We start from the raw sequence: 21,111 nt of genomic DNA on the forward strand, positions 1-21,111 counted from the left end.
AAGAGGGATTTCATAAAGAGTGCTGCCTAAAGCAAATCAATTGATATGTCTCCCAACAGGCTTTTCTTAATCTTTCCGTATTCAAGTTTACCGGTGCTCGCGTTGTAAACAAGAACTTTACCGTCACTGATCTTAGATTCATCAATCTGTTTAGACCCGAATTGATTCTTATCTGCTTTAGTATCAAGCAGTCTAGTTAATTCAGCAACAGCTTCGTTCAATTCATTAATTTGCAGTTGCATATTCTCAATTGAACTTTGGTGAGGATTGAAGAGACTCATAATGTTTACGAGAAGATTTGATTCTTTTCTTCTTTAAAATCACGAAGGTCGTAATGCTTAATTGTTGTAGAAACGTCATTATGCTGTGCAACATATTTACTCACGAGCTCAATCTTAATTTTCTTGACTTCAAGAAGGTAAGTAATACAGGAGGCCTTAAAGAGGTGAGGGTTAATGCGGCGACCGAGGATATCAGAAAGAACATCAGAACAAAAATAGTCAGCCCAACCCTCTGACATTTGTCTTGGTTGGCCACCGTACTGTGTAGTAAATAGATATTCATGGTCATATCCCCGTTGTTCATGCCAAAGCTTCAAATATTCCAGAGCTTCTGTGTTAATCATGTAGTCGAGGGGTTTTCCTTCGCCTTTTCCTTTTCCGAGAACTTTGTGAGCCATGACATAAGATTGACCTTCAGGTATCTCATAATTCAGGATTTCGGTTTTAAACTGAATGATTTCAGCTCTTCTGGCACCTACATTAAAGGCAGTAGCTAACCAAGCCATCCCCAAATAGTTTTTATCTTCTTCAAGCACTTTCATCATTGTTCTGTATTCATCGTAAGTAACCTTTACTTTTTCATACGTGGTTGTTTTAGGAATGGCAGGGAGACCTCTTGTGAAGTTCCTGAATGATTTGTAATTATCGTCATCTTCAGCAACAACATTTTCAATGTAGTTATTTAAAGAAGATACTCCAGCCTTTTTTAAAGCTATTCCACTTGAAGACATCCCTCTATTTTTCAGGAAGCTTTGATATCTGATGAAATCCCTTTTGGATATTTTGTAAAGCTTCTTCCCATTCAAGGAATTATGCACCCACCAGAAGAACTGACGAAGAGAGGAGTTGTATTGCTTCCTGGTTTTATCTCGGAATGAGTGGGCATCAAGAAATTCTTGTGTTAAGCTTCTATGCTCGTCATCAATCTGACCCCACATTTCATCCGTGACTTCGGGCAACTTTTCGGCTCTAGAGCGCATCATGTTTTGTTTTATTTCTCTGGCCATTAATACACCACCGTTATTCTGTTTTAATACCACTTGCATTTAAATCTTTCTTCATAGCAACAACTAATCGTCCATCTTTTAAGGATTCAGCAGTATTCTTCATAAATGGGCGTGGTTTTCCGTATCCATAATCGTATTTATCTGGATACGTGTACCCTTGACCAGTCTCAACAACCGTGGCAACATCCTTACCGTTGTCTCCACGGGTATTGTCTAATGAAATTCCGTTAGATTCGTTTTGAATGACAAAGGAGTCCTTCAAAAGAGATGTACGTTCATATGCAAGAGGGTCGTATGTGTCATATACATCAGATTGCACATGCTCTTGACCCGTTTTAATCATCGTATTTTTTGTGCTGGATTGCTTTTGAACGGCTTGCTTTGCGGCATATTCAATTAGTGCTGCTATATCTTTTATATTCTTGGCCATTATTCAGCCTCTTGTTCATTTTCAATCTCTTCGACCTTATTAAGGATAAGATCATTTATTTCTTCTTGAGATATGTTTGACAGTTTGTCTAAATTTTCTTGCATCATCTTTGTTGCTTCTCTAAATTTCTTCATGCTTTCTTCAGGGAAACTACTGATAATCAATGGGAAAAATTCAGAGTCCACAAGCTTAACAAACCACTTTACTTTGTTTTTGATATCACTTGGAATACCCAAGTCTGTAAATTCTTTAATTAGTGAAAAGAATCCCCATTGAACAGGATTTATGCTTTTAAAGTCAATGTTTTTTTCTTGAGCATTTTGTGGATCAGTAATTAATTCAGTAAGCATTTTAGTTAAGCGGGTAGGGGAGAAGTAAGGGTAAATAAAAACATGAACGTCATCAGTTAGTTGCACTCGTTCTTTCTTGTCATATTTACTTACACTTTCTTCGATTAACCCAAGATTTAATTTTTTCGATGCCATCTCATTTCCTCCTTATATATCCTCTGCACACATTAAAAAAGACACCTCAATAGGGGAGAGGTGTCTAAATAAAACTTGTATTTTATTTATAATCTTCTTTTAGAACTTTCTCTGTATAAGATGGGTTATTTGTAAAAAGTCCATCAACTTTCAACTTAAGCATTTTTGGTGTGAGTGTTCTTTCTCTATCAGCATTAAAAAACACATGTACTTTCATATTGTTTTTGTGGACTAAATCAACAAAACCTTTATCAACCAATTTGGCATTAGGCCCAACAACATTTGAATATTTTTTTATTTCGTTTAGCTTTGATTTGCTCATAGGCTTAATATCTTCATCTTTCAAAAGTTGAACAAGAGGAACATCGCTGTCTAGCTTATGTAACTTCTTTAGACTTTTGTCACTAAATGACTCTAAAACAACTTTGTTATTAGCGATTAGTTTATATTTAGAGAGTATGTCAATTAATTTTTTCTCCATTACTAATTTGCCTTTGTTGTTTGTTCTAGTCTCGATATAATATTTTGTAGTTTGTCCAAATTTTTTAATGATCTCTTCAATAGTTAATATCTTTTGTCTTTTTCCAGTACGTAGCTTTTTAATCTGATCTAATGTGAGATCCTCAACTTCTCCTTTGCCGTTTGTGGTTCGATCAACAGTCTTGTCATGGTTTGCGACTAGGTGACCGTCTTTGGTTTGTCGTAAATCAATTTCAATGTAGTCTGCTTTTTCTTTTATTGCTCGTTCATAGGAGAGCAGTGTATGTTCTGGCTCAATTTCCGAGGCGCCTCTGTGTGCAATCATTAGCGGCTCGTATTTTTTACTGCTTCCTTTCCCATATCCTAAAGCTGATGAATCAACTTCGTTAAATGAACATCCTCCTAATATGACTAAAGCAATAGTTAATGTTGTAAAAATTATTATTTTCATGATCTAAAATTATCATAATTAGGCAGTTGGTTCAATATATTTCTTTCCAACAATTTCTTCGTACTGTTCTGGTGTAATTTTGCCTTTTACTACAGCTTGTGCTACGCGATATTCATCCCACACACCATTACCGTCATTGTAATAATCTTTTATAAGTTCATACCAATTCATTTAAAGTACACCATCCACCATTAGTTGATATGTTAAGTCGCTTAATTGTTTTTTAACTTTTTCAGCTTCCGATGGCTCTGGGTCAAGTGGTTTTAAACTGTCAATGTATTCTTTCGATGCGGACTCAACCCATTTTTTTGTTTTAGGATTGAATTTGGGAATATAAAGACCATCGGATGGAGCTATAGTAGTGCAATTATCAGGAAGCGGACTATCGTCTTCAAGTACAACAGGGGATTCATAAATATAATTTTCGTCATATTTGTATACTTGCATCATAATATTCTCCCTACACGGCCTTAAAATTAAAACCGAAACTAATGTAATCATTGGGTTTGGAGGTATTTGTACAACTTTCTATAATAACTCTTCCTTCAGTATCAACAAGCGTTCTGTGAGTCTGGGGTATGCCTGACATTCCTGCTTGGGAAGCTACACCAGCCCACTGAAACGCTCTTCCGGGTCTGTAGCCTTCAGGTAAGGTGAATGCTGCTACTCCAAAACCGATCGTTCCTTTTGCTATAGCGCCCTCTACAAAAACAGTCCCTGTTGCATCTTTTGTATACCGAGTTTTAAACACTGTTTGATCTGTAGAGTTAACATCAGTGTAATTAACCCATCCGTTCTGTAAAGTAGGAGTGTACCATGTCGTAGAGGAAAGCTTGGTATCAGTATAGGTTTTAGCTGAGTTGAGTGCAGTATTAGCTCTGGATTGCGCTCCATCAGTCGTTTCATGTGTTTGCCACGAAGTCCAAGTTAAATCGCTTTTTCTAAATCGGAAATAAGTATGAGTTCCGTAATATGCTTCTAAAGCAAATTGGGCTACTGTATCACCATAATTCATGACAACCAAATATACATTGGACAAGTTAGCAGGGGAGTGAAGCCCTTGGTTAGCGATTAAATAAAACCCGGAGGTAATTAAATCATTGTATTCCGTTTTTTCGGAACTGTCTTTGTAGATTATCTTTCCATCATCGGCAGTGAGCTTGAAAAGTTGAGCAGCGTTCCATTTATCCCGATCAGACTTACTGATATGAACATTGGTGTCATTCAGATGATCATCAAAATCATTTTTAGCGGCTTGTTTTACATTGTCTACATTCCCAAGCCCAACCTGTTCAGCAGTAACCTTGTGTGGGTTTGATTGATCGTTAGTATGGTCAGCTAAAAAAGACTTTGACCTTGCATCGGAACTGTTCCAATAACTGCGCTCATCCTTTGTGATATGTCGATCGAGGTCTGCATCGTGAGCGTCAAAATCAATTTTCGCTGCTTGCTGAATGTTATCAACCTTAGACAAACCAACTTGGCTTTTAGTAACTGAATGGGGATTTTTCTTATCGTCAAGATGGCTATCAAAATTCACTTTTGTAGCCTGCTCTTCATTGAGTACATTTGATAATCCAATTTGTTCTTTTGTAACTTGATGTGGATTCTCATTGTTTTGAATGTGCATTTTCAAATCGAAATTCTGCTTTTCCATGAACTCATCAACTTTGTCATTCAAGCGTTTTTCATGATCTGACATATGAGATTCAGTTCTGAAAAATTGATCTTTAAGATTATTAATTTGCTCATTGTTTTGTTTGAGCTGACCTACAAATTTACTGCTACTCATTAACTCACCGCAATTCCTTTAATCGTTATATCTCCATTTACGGAAACAACCTCAACCATGAATTTGAAAACCCCCGCAATATCGAAATCCCAGTTTTCATTTGTATTCAATGTCCCCGTACCTAATTGAAAATCAGTTTTGTTTGTTCCAGCAATTTCTGTCTTTTCACCATTTTCATCTACGGCAAAGAATTTTATTTCTCTTGAAGTTGAGGAACCAGAGATCTTAACAGTAATATCCCGATAATGTGATACTACAAATTCTTCACCTTCAGACGGGGCAGTTGTTGCTTCGTGGAATGTAAAGGTTGCTTTATCTGGAATGGTTTTTAAAATATTTTCATCGGTTTCTGTCAACAACTCCACCTCCTAAGTCTGTTTAAAAACTGACTTTTATTTAAAAAGGAGAGGGGAAGTATCCCCTCAATTTATTTAGCTTCAAATACTCTTACGTCTCTGTCAGTACCGTCATTGATCACATAGACATAAAGCGTTTTGCCAGCAGCAACAGGCACCGAAAAAGGTTTGTCACCGGCTGTCAATGGGATACCTGTATCAGCAGTTACAGTTGAGTTCCCAATGTAAATCGTGCCTTCTGCAGGAGGGTAAATAGTAAGTGCTGTCCTGTCAGTGATACCTGCGGTAACTTTTTGAGCTGTTGAAGTAACAGTGAATTTATCCGTTTTAAAAGAGGAGAAGCCTGGATCTCTTTCATTCAAGGTCACGGAAGGAGGTTGTACTTGAATCCCTTTGATAGCATCCAAGCCAGCTTGAGGGAAGTCAACTTGTAGGGGTTTTTCTTGTGATTTTAGATGAATGTCAGTGATCGGTTTACCATTTCCATCGTCTCTAGCTGAAGTGTAAATGTCTCCGTCTTTATTTAAAAGTGCCAAGATATCAAGCTCCTAACGTTATTTTGTTTCTTGCGTTGTTCCAATGTCTACACTGCTTTTAGATGTCACATCTTCTTGTTCCGTTTTAACTCCTTTTGTCCCATCAGGATTACGCTTAACACGTGCAAAAGTACCGATCTTGCCATTGTCATCAGCTAATGCTCGGTATCCAATTTCAGGTGTGTAGGCTTGTCCAGCTTCTAAAGACATGTCTGCTTCACCAGAGAAATTAACTTTGGGTAACTGGATATAGAGGTCACTGTAAATTTTTGATGTCTTTGGATCGTACTCAAGTGTGTGGATTTCGAAGTAATAGTTCTCAGAGAATTTTTCACCACTAATTTCAACTGTTTCTGCATCAACTTCAATTTGATAGTGAGCTGTTACAACGTTCCCTTTAGTAGCAAACGTTTCGGGAACCGTAATTGTTTTGTCTGAAACAGCAAATTCTTGTTGATCTCCGTCTTCATTTGTAAGTGAGACTTTTGATAAAGGTGTATACGCGATTTTGACTGTGCCAGAATCACTTACAGTAAGACTTTCATCTTCCCATACAGAAATCGTCTCGTTTTCAATTTTTACACCTTGCTGCATTGCCATAAAATCAAGATCAAAGAAAGCATTTTTTACATTACCTGAAACCTCTTTGCTTGAGTTGATGACATAGAGGTCTCTATTTCCCCATCCACCTTTTAAAAAGTCTTGTTGGACTTGTTGGGCGAACTGAGTCATTTGTGTTACAGAAGATGCAACAACCTTATGGTCACTAAGTCTTTTGGTTAGCACCTTACCAACTTCATGGATAACTGTTTGTTTTGCCAAGTGTTTTCCTCCTAATATAAAATGAAAAAGAGACTGAAAATCAGTCTCCGAATAATTGCTCTAAATTTTTGGCATCTGCTGTACTGAGGTGGTGCTTTTCTTCTTTATACATATCTACATGACTATTCCAGTCACCGATTTTCACATCAGTTGCTACAGTAGCGAATAACGCAGAAGTGTTATAATTCATTATTTCGCCCATTCTGTAATATGACAGGTACAATTGATAAATTGTCATATCGGCTACCTCTTGATATGTATATCCATTAAAAGCAGTCACACAGCTGACGATGTCCTTTAAATCATTTTGAGAATTTTGGAGCTTTAATTGATTATTTAAATCATTAAACTCTTGCAATTCATCATTTTCAACAATTTTCTCTTCAGTCAAACAATGCATCTCTAATATCAATTTTCTAACATTATTAAATGCTTTCTGATCAATAAGCTTTAGTGACTCTTTGTCCACAAATACTTTGCTAAACACTTTAAAATAAGCTTGGTTAAATTCAGGTAAGTAATCATGAACAATTTTGAAGAGGCTGTTCTTCTTCAATTCGATAATTAAATCATTTAATGAACCGTCATTGTTGATTTTTAAAAAGTTTCTAATGATTTCCTTCTTGCTCATTTTCATCATATTTAGCTCACTTATGTACTCTGGATAATCTCTTAAGCGAATAAAGCTGATAGCACCGACATCAGTGTTAATAGGTCTTCCTAAAAAGAAAAAATCCTTTAACACATTCATTTACTTGCTCCAAAAGTGAATATCAATTTGTATCCCAAGTACCCTTCAGGTGCATTTGATATGAGTAGTCTTGTGTATTTAACATTTTTACCGATACCCGCAAAATTTTGATTGAAGAGCATGTCACAAATACGATCAGTAATTTTCAGGTTCCTGAATTCGGTCTCCTCATAAGTGTTAATGTGTGTATAAACATCAATCATCAAGTCTTGATCTAGCAGCATCACACTTTGGGTCGAGGGTTTAGGGATTCCATTGCCAAGATAAACACAAAGTCTGCATATTGGTTGATCGGTTAAATCATCAGTTTTGGGAGCACGTTTAATTATTGAGCTTAATATTGATGGAGAATCATCAACTGGATCATAATAATTTTCCAACGTCTGAACGTCAGGGAGAGAAGAGGAGAGAGGGTCATCCTTATAATATAAAAGACGATTCAATTCTGTATCAATCATAATGGTTCTGAATACAGTTGTCATATGTTCGACCATCATACTCATTCGCTATCACCTCCAACTTTCTTTTTGGCTATAAGTCTAATTGTTCCATGGTCTCCATAGACTTTGGAGTAGTCTATATCATCAACACGGAATTCCTCGCCGTAAAAAGAAAGAAAAAGACCCTTCTTTAATTTTTCATGTCTTATAAAGGGGATGGTAACGTGTGCCTGTCCCTCAGGAATATTTATGGCCAATTCTGATCCAATTGTTGAGGTTGTTCGTTCTAAAACACACGGGATGTCAACCTTCTCACCAGGTACTTTAATCTTTATCGGTCTCCCTGTAACTTCATCAATCTTCCCAGAATCAATTAGTTCATCAGAAGATGTTAGACTAATTGATGAATTACAAAGCCGCATAGTAGCACTGTCATTCATTTTGTTATCGGTAGGACGTGAATTAACTAGCCAGTAACTACCGTCATACAAAATCAAATCTCCACGATTTAATAAGCCTAAAACTGTAAGGACTTTTTTTGTTTCGCTGTCCTGAGTGGTTTGAATTATCACCTGTTCAGGCTTACCATTCAATTCAATGTTGTAAGTTTCAGGTGAATTTGCTAAGATTTCTTTGAAAACTTCATACTTGTTTGAATTAAACTCTTCGTTTTCCCAGCCACTCAAATAATTTGAAGAAGAGGTTAGATACCAATCTATAGACATCTAATCACCTCAATCAAAGTTATTCATTTTTAATTTGCTCAATTTTTTTTCGATATCATCGATTAGGTCTTCGTACGCCCTGTTAACTTGAGCTTTTGTATTTGCTAACCCCGTCAATTGAATATCTCGCCCCACAACATTATTTAATTTTAGGGCTCTGTCCCGGTATCTTCCAAGATAACCTTTATACATGAGCATTCCTAAAATCTGAATTTGAGGAGATGTGAGGGGATCTTTAAATGTATTGGACTCTTCATCAAAGCCAAGTTCCGTTAGTTCAGTTTCATATTCACCCACGGCGTTAGTGAAAAATTGCTGCTCAAGTCCATCGGGGAGAACTTCATTTGATTGAAACATTGAGTGGAAAACGTTAATTACTTTCTCATAAGGAGTCAAGATTTAACCCCCTTATGATTGAGTATCAAATTTAAATCCAGTGTACTCTTCAATGAACTTAATCTTGGCGTAATCATTAATCTTTTCTTTTTTAGCTACATCAAACAGTTGAGCTTTTTCAGACTCAAGTAAGATTTCCTTTTGAACGTTTTCTTCGAAGGCTTTTTGTGTTTTATACCCCAAGATTTGCTTAATCCGTTCTACAGTAACAACTTCTTGCTTGTCGTCTTTATCATCAGTCTCGAAACCTAAGTGTACCCGGGTTTCTTTGTCATCGATATAGATTTTGGCATGGGTACCTTGACCGTCAGTTCCAGTAAACAGTGAGGTATTGTCATAAACTTGGGATTGCACTTCTCCAGCTGTAATCTGTCTGATTCCATTGGCCGGCAATCTGAAGTCACCGTGAGTGTCAATCTTTCGGAAATATAAGTCCCATGGACATAAATTTTTAATTGTGATCTTTTTATCTAAATTAAAAGACATGTAATCCCTCCAAAAATAAAAGGAGGGACACAGCCCTCCTAGATTTTAAATTGTTTAAATTTGTGGCAATTCATATTTGGTGTCTCTGATGAGACCAATTTGATGCTCTTGCCCTTTGGCTACACCAGCTCCAATTTCCATATCAAAACGAGTGATCTCAGTTCCAGTGATGATGTCGTTACCATTCATTGAAGTAAGTCCGCCTTTTTGGAATACTTGAAGAGGAGACTTTTTGCCTTGAGGAATGAAGAAGAGAAGACCTTCAGGAAGATATGTTTTGAAGTTATCGCCGGCTTTGTTTAATTCAGTAAGATTATAAGAGTTAGGCAATTCTACAACAGAAGAACCTTTATAAGTGTTAAGCAATCCGGTTCTTCGGATTTCATCCATTACAGATTGAGGGAGCTTAGTGCTTGAAGCATCTCCGGCTACAGCCTGGAATCCTGCAAAGTCATTTAACTGAGAAACAACAGAAAAGTCACCAACAATAGAAGGTTGTCCAAATCGGCGAATCTTTGTGATTATATCGTCTACAGATGATTTGGTGATGTTTTCAGTTTCAGCAAAGTATTTAACGCCTGTTGCATTTTTAATTGCATTGAACATTTCATTTACTACATAGTACATTGCTTTGTTCATCATATCTGTTTGAACTTGCTCCATGCCTTCAGCTACTTTATCGAGGTTTCCACTTTGAATCTCCCGATAGTTAACAGCATAACCAGAAGAAATGGTTTGTGTTCCAATTGGGTATTCGCTCCAAGTTGTAGTAGCAAATGGTACGTCACCACGGGATGCTTGGAATTGGCTTCGGATGGATTCATGTGCGTATGTTGTCATCATTGGTTGCTGATCATAGCCAATATTTCTAAACGTGCCCATAAAATCAAATAGCTTAATTGCTGAAATAAGTTTAGGCTCAATAGCATAACGCACAATTGTGTTGATCTCAGCTTTAGCTACAGGGTTGCCCATTAGAGCTTTGGAGGCTAGTTCCTTCACATGGGTCATAGCGGCATCGGCTTTTGCACCAAATTTGGAAAGATCTTGACCCGTTGCAGCTGCAGAAAAGATTTCCACAAGAGGGGATTTAGCATTCAATTTAGCATTTGCATAATGGTTTGAGTCTTTTTGAACATTGTTTAATTCAACTGTAAACATTAATAATTACCTCCAGAATATTAATTAAGCCTGTACTGTTAGGTACAAACCTTTTCCGCCAAATGTATTTTTCTCTAAGACTTTTAGAGATACTTTAAACTCTGCAACGTCATCTCCAGCTTTAACCCATTTACCTGTTTTGTCCGCAGCAGGAACCAATACGTCATCTTTAACAAGCGCATCATAATCAACTACCACGTCTGAGCTGAGTTCAATGGGCAGTCCTTTTAAGTCTGCTAAATTAAAAGCAAGGACATATTCACCTTTTAAAACTTTGAAGTCGGCTTTATCACGGATTTCAGGTTTATCAATAATGTTTCCAACCACATACACATCACCTTTTGCAGTTGAAGATGCGCCTGGAGGGAATGCATTACCAGATGAATCGTTAGGAATTACGACTAGACCAGGGACTAAATCGACACTAGCCTTGCAACGTGGATTATTTCGTACTTGTTTATAAGCACCAATTGTTCCGAATTTGAACATTGAGTATTCCTCCTAAATTTTATAAAAGTGTTATTTTATCTTAATAAAGATCATCAATTGTCACTGAACCTTGTTGCCCAGAATCACGAACGTCTGAATAAATATCGAAATTTTTGCTATTAGTCTCAGAGGCTTGTTTCTTTGAGCGTTCAGCGATGAAGGATCGAGCGATTGCTGAGTTGATTTCAGAAATAATTTCGTTTTTAAGCTCGATAGAAGGGGACTTAGAGAACATTTCAATTTTCTCTTTTGCGACATCCTTTTCTTCAGGAGAATATTCCTTTAAAGCTTGGTTAAGCTCTCCTTGCATCTTTTCGGCTACCGCCTTGTTTTTGAATTCCTTTAGGGAATTAAGCTCTTCATCTGCCTTGGCTTTTTCATCCTTGGCTTTTTGCGCTTCTTTTTCTTTTGCTTCAGCCTTAGCTTTTTCATCCTTTGCAGCTTTAACAGCAGCATTCAGTTCTTCAGTTTTTTGCTTTAAGTCCTCAGTAAGTTTCTCAACTTTTTGATTTAACTCTCCAATTTCTTTATTCTTATTATCAAGTTTGTTGTTTAACTCAAGGACTACTTCTTCTTGAGATTTTGACATTAAATTATCCTCCTTTTTGTTACTGTTTAATTCAAGTAAAATGGCAGCGTCATCTGCAGGGTCAATACCTAAAATTGCATCACCTGTAAAGTCAAATTTCATAGGTATACGTCCTTGTTCTTTCCAGCCACCTTCATATTCAATTGCATCTGAACCTTCCACAGCTGCTATCTCAACCGAGGTTTCAGGGAAATCACCATCAAACATTTTTGATTTTAACCATTGAACAAATTTAGGGTAGCGCTGGTTGTATAGGAAGCCTTCAGCTATTAACACTCTTTTTGGCTCACCATTAACATCTATAGTATCAATGTAAGCATTGGTGGTCGTACCAACCACAGCGCTGTTTTCAAAGAGCGGGGTACCGTCCTTGACTTCTGTTAACCCGTGTCCGAATGGCTCACTGTTTTCATCATCCAAGAACTCTGCGCAAATTGGCATTAACTTGATTGATTCAAGGTTAGCGTTTATGTATTTCTCCAGCCAGGTAATGCCATTCTTGTTAAATTGAGTATTGTTTTCGTGAATTTCAAGAACGACCCACTTGATGTATGTCTGACCACTGGTTTTCTTCTGATTGTTAATTTCTAAAATCGTGCTTTTCAAATACTTATCACCTCCTCTCAAGAGCCAGAAGGCGTTCCGTTACTGTTATTTGTCTTCGATTTAATCGTGTTTTCATTTTTCGGATTATCCATCTCAGGTGCGCCGGCTGACTTATCGTTATTCTTACTCATTGTGAAAGAGGTCGCATGAACAGGGAACTTTTCATCAAAACCTTCGTCTTTTTCATATTCCATTAGGGATAAGTAAGCATCAGGATTCCATCCAGTCGCGGCTATCCAAGCAATAAGGCTACCTCGACCACTTGTATAAAGATCTTTCATGTTTTGGACTTTTTCTTTCCTGTTAACGTGAGTAAGAGGGAGGTAATAAACCTCAATATAAGAGCGAGGATCTTTGATGATATTGGCGTTTATTACCTTGTTAAACTCACTTTGAATTTGTTCTAACCAGGAGAATATTTGGGAAGAAACCATCTCGATATTGGTTTGTTGAGAAGAGTAGTTACCATCTTGCCCGTTGAGAGCAGAACCGGCAAATCCTAAATTTGTAGTAATTCGCTTAATGAGCTCGTCTTCACCTTTAACCTTCAAGAAATCCACATTGGTTTCTAACTTGTCTAATTTTGTTCCCGAAGCCAAGGAGAAGAACTTAACACCTTTAACGCTTCCTTTAGCAACTAATGCTTTTTTTATATTCTCATGCTGCTGTTCCTGTTGCTTCTGAGATAATGCAGATTTACCTTTTTGATCACCTTCAGGGAAAGTCTGATAAATTAAAGTGCTGTTGAGCTCATCTAAAATGTTCCGTTTAGTGTCAACAAAGTATTCATCATAAACCATATCAATAAATGCAGATAAACCGATTGGCCGTCCCCATTGATCTTCAATGTCGCTGCTTCCTTTAACAGCAATGGTCTTATTGTTATCAAGAACTAGCCATTTTCGATTTTGATCTTTCTTATAAGCCCTATAGCCTTGTCTAATTTCTTCTGGCCATCGTCTAAGCTTGAGCGATCTTCCGTTACTTGTGAACTTGTCAAAATAGGAGACATCAAAAGCTAACTGATAAGAGGAGTTTTTCCTGCCTATAATTTTGCAATAATCGAGGGGAAGGGGGAGGACAGAACAATTAAAGTCGTCAATAGCATTTGATTCAGTTATTGATCCGATCTCATTGTCACTTAGAGTAGTGGGGAAGGAATCATTTACCACAGAATCAAAATAATAAAAACCAGTGCCATATTTGCTGAGTTTTCCTAATGCATCCCTGACAGCACTTTTGTCGCCGATTTTTCTTAAAGCCAGGTTGAATCTTTGTTTGTTCGATTTGAAACTAACCACTTTACTTGATCCCAAAATAACTCTGTCTAAAGTAGGAAGGGCAACCATGTAGTCAATAACGTTTCTATACACGCCATTTGCGTTATAAAGCAATTTAGAGGCATCTCTAATCTGTTTATTATAGGCGTTGTGGTCTTTCAGCCATGATTTAACTTTGTCGTAAGAAATGCCGTTAAATAAATCATTAAAGAACAATGAATCAAGCGGTGTTAAATTTGTATTAAACTCATATGATGGCTGTGGTTCAGGTGTAGTCATTATTCACCTCCTCAATTTCTAATTAAAAAAGAATCCAAATGAATACTCATCATCGGATTCTTCCTTTTCTAAAAATAAAGCTATGTAGTAAAGAGCGTAACTCAATGCACTGTACCTATCTTTATCAATACGTTTAACTACTTGTTCAACGCTAATTGAGTTCTGTGTTTTCTTTAGCCTTAAGTTGGCTACTTCATCAATTAATAATTGTGTTTGAATACATGTGGCCTCAACCATTATATCGTCGCTGATGACTTTTTTGCTTTTTATTTCTTCATATGGTCTCAATAATTTCAACTTTCCAGATTCAACATAATCTAAGAAAGTGGTAATAATCTTGTCATTAATCCCTTGAGATTTGAGGTTGTAAACAATAGCAGGGGAGTTTGGAACATCTGGCTTCTGATCAGTATTGATTGTTGCCCAGCATCCTAATTCTTCATTCGTTTCTGGATCTGTAACATCTTCTAGAAGTCTATCCACTAGTCCACTTCCGACTCCGTTTCCATCCACAATCACAGCTCTAACTCTTGATATAGATAGATCTTCATTACCTCCATAGTTTTTGAAAACCCTTTTAACCATGATCGATTGCTCTTTAAAATTCAATCCATTTGGTGGCTCGATTATATTTACAACCTGGACTTGTCTAATTGCATTATTGGAGTTGCGAATAATCTTCAGAACAATGATGGCTGTTTTGTTGTTTGACTTTTCACTTGAGCGGGCAACATCGACCCCAATCACATATTCATTTAATAAGAAATTCTTATTCTTATCTCTAGGGCAGGTCAGTTCTGGGTTTGTAATTGTCCTTGCTTTGATCAATTTGCTAATGTTGATAAGTGCTCCATCACTCGCACCAACCCATTTAGACTCATAGTTCATTGCAAAAGCAGTTGATGAGGTTGTAGGATCGTTTTTCTTTGCAAGTATTTGAGTCCGTGTTTCACCTCTGCCAAAGTGACAAGGTAACTCCCAGCTTGCTCCTAGAACAATTTTCCCTTTTAAATCAGCCATTTCATCAAGCATGTTTAAAATCCTGTTGAATTCATCCGATCCTCGATAGCCTGACGTTGTTAGGTAATTAATCATTCCGTTCAATTCAAAAGGGTTTACTGTAGCAAGCTTACCAATTGTTCTTCTGGGTACGTTTACTACTGGTTCAAGCACATCTTTAAATAGCTCGTTATTTAAAAGAGCTGATTCTTCAACATTTAGCCTTCTTCTACGCTGGCCTTTTGTAGACTGTGCATTTGCCAGTACAGAATAAACTCCTCCTGAAGAAAACTTAACCTCAACAGAGTCTTTAGTAAAAGAAGGTCTCCCAGCTAATTCATTTTTCATTAAAGGAAACCACTTCATAATTTCATTGTGTTTCTCTTCACTAATTGAAGCAGCGTTTTCTCTGGTTTGTGCTGACATGGCTATTGTGATATCAGGAAACCAAATAGCAGTATGGTAAATTGACATTAACTCAAGCATCGTTTTACCAAACCCACGAGGGAAAACTCCATACGTACTTACAAAACGACTCATACATCTTAGGAAAACCCTTTGATCTAAGTCTAGCCTCATGCCGCCTTTTTCTGGCTTAATTAAGTCGTACCATAAATCAGGAAACCACCTTGCCCATTGAACAAATTCAATCCATTTGTCTAAATTTCGCTCAAAAGTATCAACCTTATTTTGATTTGCTTGAACAGGGGAGTTGAATTCAGGGTCGCTGTCTAATCTTGAACTTTGTTTGGTGTATTTAAAATTATCTCTTTGAAAGTTCTTTCTCGAAGCCATATTTATAACTCCCTCATGGAAGGATCATTATCTAATTCTTGTTTCTCATAATCAGCTCTCCGTTCTTCATAAAAGTTGTAGATATCTTTATAATCAGCCGCAGGAAGACCTTTTAAGTCCCGAACATAATTCAAATAACACCATAGAACAACATCTGGTTTATCTTTTGGTTGAGAAACAAACTTCGGTAAGATAGGGATAATGTCAACTTTCTCTTCAACCATTCTGGCCAATTGACCAAATCCATCTAGACCTTGCGATAAATCAGCTTTACTCATTTGAGAAGGTTTTAATTTACCTGCTTCAGCTGTATCTTTTGCCATTGCAGCCCAGTCTTTAGCCTGTTTGAAATCTCCTTTTGCTTTTGCAAGTGTCTCGTATACTTTATTTACACAGTATTCTCGCAAGCACTCTTCATGCATTGTGGTAAGTAACTGAAAAGAGGGTTTGAGTTGAAGGAATTTCTTTTCGAAAAGGAGATAGTCGTCATCGGGGTAACCATATCCGTAATTTTCTTTAAGTTTCTCTAGATAATCTGAATCAATATTTTGCGTGGTTTGTTTCTCTTCTTCATTTGTTGTAACGTTTTTAATTTCTTCTTTTACAAATATACTGTCTTTCCAACCAGTCCCGTTAAATTGCTTTAATGAATTAGCCATAGTCATATAAGCGCTAAATGTATCAGTTTTTCTCTTTTCAGCTTGATCCCAATACAACGGATCAAATTTAACATCAATCTGTTGTAAGACTGTATATATTGATTCAATATTGTTATAATCAATGTTTTTCTTCAAGCAAGTCTTGCAAATAGGGACTTTTCCTGTCTTCTCATACAGGCTACTTCGTGAATTGTAGAACCCTGACTCTTTGTCCTTTTCTTTTTGACAAGCAGCACAGATCAATTTTTCCTTTTCTTTGGCTTTTCTAGGCATTCATTCACCTCCATGTTATTGTCCAAAACACATTTTATAAAACGCCCAGCAATAAAGAGGAAGGGGATTACCTCAATCATCACTGGGCGTTCTAAAAAGGCGCTTAAACTAAAGAAGAGAGGACATCGTCATGATAAAATCCCCCCTTAATTTCAACGTCCAGCTCTTTAATCGTTTTTAGTTGCTCTTTGGTAACAGTGCTATCAATATATACACCATTCGCTAAGCGTCTGCCTAATATACGATTGGCCGGAATAACAACGCAACCTATACCTTTTTCTTCTCCAAGTTGTTTATAAATATTTTCTTCAGTATTCGTACCTACAATTACAGGAATATTGTTTTGCTGTGATAAAGTCATAAGGAAAGTTATTTTTCCTTTACCGCGGTCAGCAGTGTCTACGAAAACAAGTTTTGGGGCTTTTTTGTGAAATCTACTTTGTAAATCTTTATCAACGTTCTCTATCATTGTCCATTTTCTATCTGATGGAAAAAATAATTCTCTTTCAAATAGATTTTTATGCAAGCAGCGTAAAACCTGACTGATTTCCTGATCACACTTGTGGCCAGCTTCTCTAAGTCTTATCAATGTTGCTAAATGTCTATTAAGGTAATCAAACCCTATTTTCTTCATTCTCATCAATCCTCATCGCATTATTTATTTTTAATAGTTTGTCAAAACAGTCTCTTTAACTTCATCTTTAGTTAAGTGACTAAATTTGTCCCAATCTTTTTCACGAATATTAAAGTTGAATTTACTGAGCAAAAGCTTTACATCCTCAACTGTTTTAACTTTGTCAAAGTCAATTTCTCTGTATTTGATTTTTTCCGAACGTGCAACTGAAGGCATAATTATACTCATAAAAATCTCCCTTTGGTTTGGATAAAATTAAAGTTTTAACAAAATAAGAGGAGCCTGCATCGAGACTCCCTTAGTTGAAAAAATAATGTCCTAATACTTCGATTAGGCTCTGTTGTGTGTATCATTCTTAAAGCGAATTATGTATGTAGCCTCAATACCTGCATCATCAAAAACCATAAATTTTTGAGAAGGTTTTGTGCCAAACCGACCTTGCACAGCATAATCATCCGCACCGACAAGCGCTCCATTTACTACAACTGTTGTGCTGCCATACTCTTTTTCATAATTGTGATGAATATGACCGCCGAATATGTAAGAAGGGATGTAACCAAGTAATTGGGGCAATCGTGTTACACACTGATCAACACGATCGTAGTGGCCGTGCACAAACACGACTTCCTGATTGTTGATTTTAGCGGGGATGAATCCGTCTTGCTCAGGTTCAATTGAGATGTTCTTTATATTCTTCAATCTGGCTTCAAGATACCAATTAATGAGGTATTCAAAGTTTTCTTTGATCCCCACATCATTCTTAGAAGGGGAGAGACGACCGTGATTTCCTGCCACGTTGTAGAACTTAACCTCTTGAAACTCACTTGCCAACATCGCTAAAACCTCAGCAAGCGTTTCTGATACATATTTAATTTGTTCTACAGCATCTTCATTAGCTTGAACTCTTGTAGACACATGAATAAGACCTCCGATTAAATCACCGAGGTTTGCTACATGTAGTGTGGAAATATGATTCTGCTTACCATACTCAATTACTTTGTTGGTGAGATGCTCTACACGCTCATTAAAAATTTCTTTATTGAATTTATTAATGCGGTTGTCGATTTCCATTCCGAAGTGCCAATCACTGAATAGAGCAAGTCCATGTTTTTCAGCAATAGCGGGGGATGGGAAGGTGAAGCGAAGGGGTCTTTTTGACTCTAGAGATGCAATAGCTTGAACAACATCATCTCTAATTTTTTCAAATCGTGCTTGATTTGAAATCTTCTTTTTGAACTCTCTGTTTTGGTCTTGTTTTCTGATTTTTTCTTTCTCAGATTCAATACGAATAGTTTCATATTTATCAAGGATTTCTTTATCAACGTTCTTTGAGATAAAATAATCGTGCCAGCGCTCAAATTGTTTAAAGTCTTTACGCCATTTGCTTTCATCATAGTTGGTTCCTTGATCCTTATTTAAAAGGGTAGCAATTGTTTTTGTGTCAATGTGATAAGTATCTTTGTTTTTGAAAAGTCTAATATGATAATCAGTGAACGATTCGTCTTTTTCTCGCTGTAATACAGTATCTAAAATAGCTGTCATTCAGTCACCACCTACTCAAGAAGTCCTTCAGTTTCTTGAGGAGCAACATCGCTATCACTTTTTAATGTGAAATCAATTGGTTCCGTTTTGCTTTCCATCTCTCTTAGATACTTAGATAGTGAGTGAATTTGTATGCCATCACCTTTATGCTCAATAATTTGATCTTCATCAACATTTACAGTGCATTTTTTAAAAGAATATTCTTTCTTACCTTTAGCCAAATTTAATTCCTCCAATATGTGTTTTATTTACGTACAATAAGCTCCTTCGGAAGCCCGATGATCCGAAGCATCGGTAACGACCGAAAAGGGGATATAAAGGAGATGAAAAGATAAGTCGGATAGGCGTTGGGGAAACGCCCGAAGGAGTTTATTGATAACTTGCGTACCGGAAGGCTCGGAAGCACATTCCGGCTGATCGGTAAAGTAAAACGCAAGCACAAAAAGACCTTCTAACGATTTAGATGGCCTTGTTCTGATTACATTCTAACCCCGTTTCACCTACGTCAGTAGCTCACGTAGGGAACGCAAGCCTTCGGATCGACAGGGAATACGCTGATTACGGGTTCAGCGATTGAAACCTTTGTAGTCGACAAACTATAAGTAAGGCGAAAAAACAAAAGACGCCATTATGACGCCTTCAGGAACTCCTTGTACATCATGGTACATGAGCATAAAAGGCTGGTTATCGCTGTGCGAAATCCAGCTGGCTCCTTCTACACATGGCAGATGAGCTATGACAACAAATAATACACGCTTTCTGGAATGTGTAAAAAGTTCCTATTACCTTTACATCTTATATATCAAGTTTTTATGTTGCTTGCCAACTGCTCAGCCCTTAGAGTCTGAGAGCCAAGGAAAAAAATTTGAGAAGGAAAGACCCATTATAAGCCTTCTCAATGGCATTTTCAGTCTCTCTTGTCAGGTTACACGCCTTATTGAGAAACAAAGCGTCCCAAACGCTCGCCGTTTATTTTGCACAGTTTTCTCTGACCCGTGTAAGGAGGTATGTGCATGGGAAAGGTAAGGCTCCAATCAGAACATTGAAGGAGATAAAGTGAAATAAAGTGAACGTGTTGCTAAGTGAAATTGAAAAGGCAAGACCGAAAATAATCCTTTCCTGCAAAATGGGAGCGGTGATCAAGCGCCCAAAAACCATTTCACTTATTTTACGAGTATAGAAGACTCGCTAACCGGAAAAGTTTTGATTACCGCATAATAAGCATCAAAGCTTACAAGGGCATTATTTAAAGGGAAGGGAGACGCGTCTGCCTTACCTAAGTATAAGCCGAAGCTATACACCGCAATTAATTTTCAGGCTACATGTCACCCATAATAAGACTGTGATGGGATTCACCCTACATAAACAGCATTTTTCAGCTTGTGTAGCAAAGGTCTTACCGACATGTTTAGCCTGATAATAGCCATTTACCTGTCTCTTTAAGATAAAGACATCCGAGTTAACCTCGAACCCTCATAAATGACCAGTTGTAGTTGTAAAGTCGAATTTAATGATTTTGTTCGTATGAAAGTGAGAATAAACAAAAGGCTTCATCCACGATGGGGCAATACCCCGCTAATATCCACTTATCCGAAACCCTGGCATTCCAAGTCCTCAAACAAATGAATATTAGCGGAGAACTGATATCCCACATATCAGTAAACAGCTTATTATTGACGACACCCCAATGCCATCAATAAAAGAACTCTAATTAATTAAACTGGAGATGAACACATGCGAAAAGAGGGGGAGGGCGACAATTTCCTCCATAACATCTAACTCTGCCACTTTTAGGAGCATAAGCTCTATGTGACAAAGCGTGCAGGAATCCTTTCCTGTCGTCCTCATTAATTTTTATTAAGCTTTCACTGCGTCTTTTAGAGCTTTAGCAGCCTTGAAGGCAGGTGACTTTGTAGCCGGAATATCAATTTCCTCACCCGATTGTGGATTTCTCCCTTTGCGAGCTGCGCGTTCACGAACTTCAAATGTTCCCACTCCAGGAATCTTGATTGATTCACCTTTTGTTAGTGTTTCAACGACCACATTAAATACTGCTTCTACTTTAGGTGTTGCTTCTTTCTTAGAAACTCCTAATTTTTCTGCAACTGCTCCTACAAATTCAGTTTTGTTCATGTTTTAATTCCTCCTAGTGATTTTGTTTATTTTTGTGTTAAGATATAATTACGGTAACGTTTGTGTTTCTTTTGAAAAATGGGAGACGTACTCACCCTTATATGTGGAAATTAGCTTTCTTTCTCCCTTATGGCGATTATCTCAAAAGGGGCTTTAAGACCAGTCATATCAAGGGTTCAAGGCGGTTTTTTCGTTAAACTTTTTTCGGTAAAATCGCTGTATCCCTTGGGGGAG

The 21,111-nt window shown here is 37.2% G+C and carries 26 protein-coding genes; all 26 read right to left on the bottom strand.

What is annotated here, in order from left to right:
* Positions 1-286: 286 nt before the first annotated feature.
* A complete protein-coding gene (locus tag NYE36_RS09375; RefSeq protein WP_215601726.1) occupies positions 287-1,288 on the bottom strand; it encodes a site-specific integrase in 1,002 nt (333 codons plus the stop codon).
* Between the two features lie 13 nt (positions 1,289-1,301).
* Positions 1,302-1,718 carry a hypothetical protein gene (locus tag NYE36_RS09380; RefSeq protein ID WP_225045985.1) on the bottom strand — a complete coding sequence of 139 codons (417 nt, stop codon included), beginning with the start codon at positions 1,716-1,718 and terminating at the stop codon, positions 1,302-1,304.
* Entirely contained in the window at positions 1,718-2,203 is a 486-nt protein-coding gene (locus tag NYE36_RS09385) for a hypothetical protein (protein WP_038458755.1), read from the bottom strand. Before NYE36_RS09385 ends, NYE36_RS09380 begins: the two co-directional genes overlap by 1 nt.
* Positions 2,204-2,285: 82 nt before the next feature.
* Positions 2,286-3,134, bottom strand: coding sequence for a glycerophosphodiester phosphodiesterase family protein (locus tag NYE36_RS09390; protein WP_113766212.1), 849 nt, complete (start codon positions 3,132-3,134; stop codon positions 2,286-2,288).
* A gap of 18 nt (positions 3,135-3,152) precedes the next feature.
* A complete protein-coding gene (locus tag NYE36_RS09395) occupies positions 3,153-3,305 on the bottom strand; it encodes an XkdX family protein (RefSeq protein ID WP_095353067.1) in 153 nt (50 codons plus the stop codon).
* A complete protein-coding gene (locus tag NYE36_RS09400; RefSeq protein WP_095353068.1) occupies positions 3,306-3,581 on the bottom strand; it encodes a hypothetical protein in 276 nt (91 codons plus the stop codon).
* Positions 3,582-3,594: 13 nt separating this feature from the next.
* Positions 3,595-4,926, bottom strand: coding sequence for a pyocin knob domain-containing protein (locus tag NYE36_RS09405; protein WP_095353069.1), 1,332 nt, complete (start codon positions 4,924-4,926; stop codon positions 3,595-3,597).
* Complete coding sequence (locus NYE36_RS09410; protein WP_095353070.1) at positions 4,926-5,282, bottom strand: hypothetical protein; 357 nt, start codon at positions 5,280-5,282, stop codon at positions 4,926-4,928. The genes NYE36_RS09405 and NYE36_RS09410 overlap by 1 nt, the downstream gene beginning before the upstream one ends.
* 71 nt (positions 5,283-5,353) lie before the next feature.
* Positions 5,354-5,818 carry a hypothetical protein gene (locus NYE36_RS09415; RefSeq protein ID WP_225045990.1) on the bottom strand — a complete coding sequence of 155 codons (465 nt, stop codon included), beginning with the start codon at positions 5,816-5,818 and terminating at the stop codon, positions 5,354-5,356.
* Between the two features lie 18 nt (positions 5,819-5,836).
* A complete protein-coding gene (locus tag NYE36_RS09420; protein ID WP_225045991.1) occupies positions 5,837-6,640 on the bottom strand; it encodes a hypothetical protein in 804 nt (267 codons plus the stop codon).
* A 40-nt stretch (positions 6,641-6,680) separates the two neighbouring features.
* Positions 6,681-7,391, bottom strand: a complete 711-nt coding sequence (locus NYE36_RS09425) for a hypothetical protein (RefSeq protein WP_069007082.1) — start codon at positions 7,389-7,391, stop codon at positions 6,681-6,683.
* Positions 7,388-7,894 carry a hypothetical protein gene (locus NYE36_RS09430; protein ID WP_342496892.1) on the bottom strand — a complete coding sequence of 169 codons (507 nt, stop codon included), beginning with the start codon at positions 7,892-7,894 and terminating at the stop codon, positions 7,388-7,390. The genes NYE36_RS09425 and NYE36_RS09430 overlap by 4 nt, the downstream gene beginning before the upstream one ends.
* The gene (locus tag NYE36_RS09435) at positions 7,891-8,556 is read right to left on the bottom strand and encodes a hypothetical protein (RefSeq protein ID WP_342496893.1); all 666 of its coding nucleotides are present in this window, start codon (positions 8,554-8,556) and stop codon (positions 7,891-7,893) included. The genes NYE36_RS09430 and NYE36_RS09435 overlap by 4 nt, the downstream gene beginning before the upstream one ends.
* A gap of 9 nt (positions 8,557-8,565) precedes the next feature.
* Positions 8,566-8,952: a hypothetical protein gene (locus NYE36_RS09440; RefSeq protein WP_014470104.1), complete on the bottom strand. Its 387-nt coding sequence runs from the start codon at positions 8,950-8,952 to the stop codon at positions 8,566-8,568.
* A 12-nt stretch (positions 8,953-8,964) separates the two neighbouring features.
* Positions 8,965-9,438, bottom strand: a complete 474-nt coding sequence (locus tag NYE36_RS09445) for a hypothetical protein (RefSeq protein WP_020954176.1) — start codon at positions 9,436-9,438, stop codon at positions 8,965-8,967.
* Between the two features lie 54 nt (positions 9,439-9,492).
* A complete protein-coding gene (locus NYE36_RS09450; RefSeq protein WP_014470106.1) occupies positions 9,493-10,599 on the bottom strand; it encodes a hypothetical protein in 1,107 nt (368 codons plus the stop codon).
* Positions 10,600-10,623: 24 nt separating this feature from the next.
* Positions 10,624-11,088, bottom strand: coding sequence for a hypothetical protein (locus NYE36_RS09455; RefSeq protein ID WP_014470107.1), 465 nt, complete (start codon positions 11,086-11,088; stop codon positions 10,624-10,626).
* A 40-nt stretch (positions 11,089-11,128) separates the two neighbouring features.
* Complete coding sequence (locus NYE36_RS09460) at positions 11,129-12,283, bottom strand: hypothetical protein (protein WP_038458738.1); 1,155 nt, start codon at positions 12,281-12,283, stop codon at positions 11,129-11,131.
* A gap of 17 nt (positions 12,284-12,300) precedes the next feature.
* Positions 12,301-13,842 carry a hypothetical protein gene (locus tag NYE36_RS09465; protein WP_342496894.1) on the bottom strand — a complete coding sequence of 514 codons (1,542 nt, stop codon included), beginning with the start codon at positions 13,840-13,842 and terminating at the stop codon, positions 12,301-12,303.
* A gap of 18 nt (positions 13,843-13,860) precedes the next feature.
* Complete coding sequence (locus NYE36_RS09470; RefSeq protein WP_201741785.1) at positions 13,861-15,636, bottom strand: hypothetical protein; 1,776 nt, start codon at positions 15,634-15,636, stop codon at positions 13,861-13,863.
* 2 nt (positions 15,637-15,638) lie between these two features.
* Positions 15,639-16,568, bottom strand: a complete 930-nt coding sequence (locus NYE36_RS09475; protein WP_201741784.1) for a hypothetical protein — start codon at positions 16,566-16,568, stop codon at positions 15,639-15,641.
* A 103-nt stretch (positions 16,569-16,671) separates the two neighbouring features.
* A complete protein-coding gene (locus NYE36_RS09480; protein ID WP_342496895.1) occupies positions 16,672-17,202 on the bottom strand; it encodes a hypothetical protein in 531 nt (176 codons plus the stop codon).
* A gap of 30 nt (positions 17,203-17,232) precedes the next feature.
* Entirely contained in the window at positions 17,233-17,430 is a 198-nt protein-coding gene (locus NYE36_RS09485; protein WP_160182811.1) for a hypothetical protein, read from the bottom strand.
* A 102-nt stretch (positions 17,431-17,532) separates the two neighbouring features.
* Entirely contained in the window at positions 17,533-18,744 is a 1,212-nt protein-coding gene (locus NYE36_RS09490; RefSeq protein ID WP_327973092.1) for a metallophosphoesterase family protein, read from the bottom strand.
* A gap of 11 nt (positions 18,745-18,755) precedes the next feature.
* A complete protein-coding gene (locus NYE36_RS09495; protein ID WP_225045999.1) occupies positions 18,756-18,965 on the bottom strand; it encodes a YonK family protein in 210 nt (69 codons plus the stop codon).
* A 1,636-nt stretch (positions 18,966-20,601) separates the two neighbouring features.
* Positions 20,602-20,877, bottom strand: coding sequence for an HU family DNA-binding protein (locus tag NYE36_RS09500; protein ID WP_327973096.1), 276 nt, complete (start codon positions 20,875-20,877; stop codon positions 20,602-20,604).
* Positions 20,878-21,111: the final 234 nt, after the last annotated feature.

This window comes from Bacillus sp. FSL R5-0593, from assembly GCF_038603755.1.
In the GTDB taxonomy this organism is placed as follows: Bacteria; Bacillota; Bacilli; order Bacillales; family Bacillaceae; genus Bacillus; species Bacillus velezensis.

Coding starts and splice junctions, on each gene's coding strand:
- NYE36_RS09375 (WP_215601726.1), bottom strand. CDS start 1,288: ATGGCCAGAGAAATAAAACAAAACATGATGCGCTCTAGAGCCGAAAAG.
- NYE36_RS09380 (WP_225045985.1), bottom strand. CDS start 1,718: ATGGCCAAGAATATAAAAGATATAGCAGCACTAATTGAATATGCCGCA.
- NYE36_RS09385 (WP_038458755.1), bottom strand. CDS start 2,203: ATGGCATCGAAAAAATTAAATCTTGGGTTAATCGAAGAAAGTGTAAGT.
- NYE36_RS09390 (WP_113766212.1), bottom strand. CDS start 3,134: ATGAAAATAATAATTTTTACAACATTAACTATTGCTTTAGTCATATTA.
- NYE36_RS09395 (WP_095353067.1), bottom strand. CDS start 3,305: ATGAATTGGTATGAACTTATAAAAGATTATTACAATGACGGTAATGGT.
- NYE36_RS09400 (WP_095353068.1), bottom strand. CDS start 3,581: ATGCAAGTATACAAATATGACGAAAATTATATTTATGAATCCCCTGTT.
- NYE36_RS09405 (WP_095353069.1), bottom strand. CDS start 4,926: ATGAGTAGCAGTAAATTTGTAGGTCAGCTCAAACAAAACAATGAGCAA.
- NYE36_RS09425 (WP_069007082.1), bottom strand. CDS start 7,391: ATGAATGTGTTAAAGGATTTTTTCTTTTTAGGAAGACCTATTAACACT.
- NYE36_RS09430 (WP_342496892.1), bottom strand. CDS start 7,894: ATGAGTATGATGGTCGAACATATGACAACTGTATTCAGAACCATTATG.
- NYE36_RS09435 (WP_342496893.1), bottom strand. CDS start 8,556: ATGTCTATAGATTGGTATCTAACCTCTTCTTCAAATTATTTGAGTGGC.
- NYE36_RS09445 (WP_020954176.1), bottom strand. CDS start 9,438: ATGTCTTTTAATTTAGATAAAAAGATCACAATTAAAAATTTATGTCCA.
- NYE36_RS09450 (WP_014470106.1), bottom strand. CDS start 10,599: ATGTTTACAGTTGAATTAAACAATGTTCAAAAAGACTCAAACCATTAT.
- NYE36_RS09455 (WP_014470107.1), bottom strand. CDS start 11,088: ATGTTCAAATTCGGAACAATTGGTGCTTATAAACAAGTACGAAATAAT.
- NYE36_RS09465 (WP_342496894.1), bottom strand. CDS start 13,842: ATGACTACACCTGAACCACAGCCATCATATGAGTTTAATACAAATTTA.
- NYE36_RS09470 (WP_201741785.1), bottom strand. CDS start 15,636: ATGGCTTCGAGAAAGAACTTTCAAAGAGATAATTTTAAATACACCAAA.
- NYE36_RS09475 (WP_201741784.1), bottom strand. CDS start 16,568: ATGCCTAGAAAAGCCAAAGAAAAGGAAAAATTGATCTGTGCTGCTTGT.
- NYE36_RS09480 (WP_342496895.1), bottom strand. CDS start 17,202: ATGAAGAAAATAGGGTTTGATTACCTTAATAGACATTTAGCAACATTG.
- NYE36_RS09485 (WP_160182811.1), bottom strand. CDS start 17,430: ATGAGTATAATTATGCCTTCAGTTGCACGTTCGGAAAAAATCAAATAC.
- NYE36_RS09490 (WP_327973092.1), bottom strand. CDS start 18,744: ATGACAGCTATTTTAGATACTGTATTACAGCGAGAAAAAGACGAATCG.
- NYE36_RS09500 (WP_327973096.1), bottom strand. CDS start 20,877: ATGAACAAAACTGAATTTGTAGGAGCAGTTGCAGAAAAATTAGGAGTT.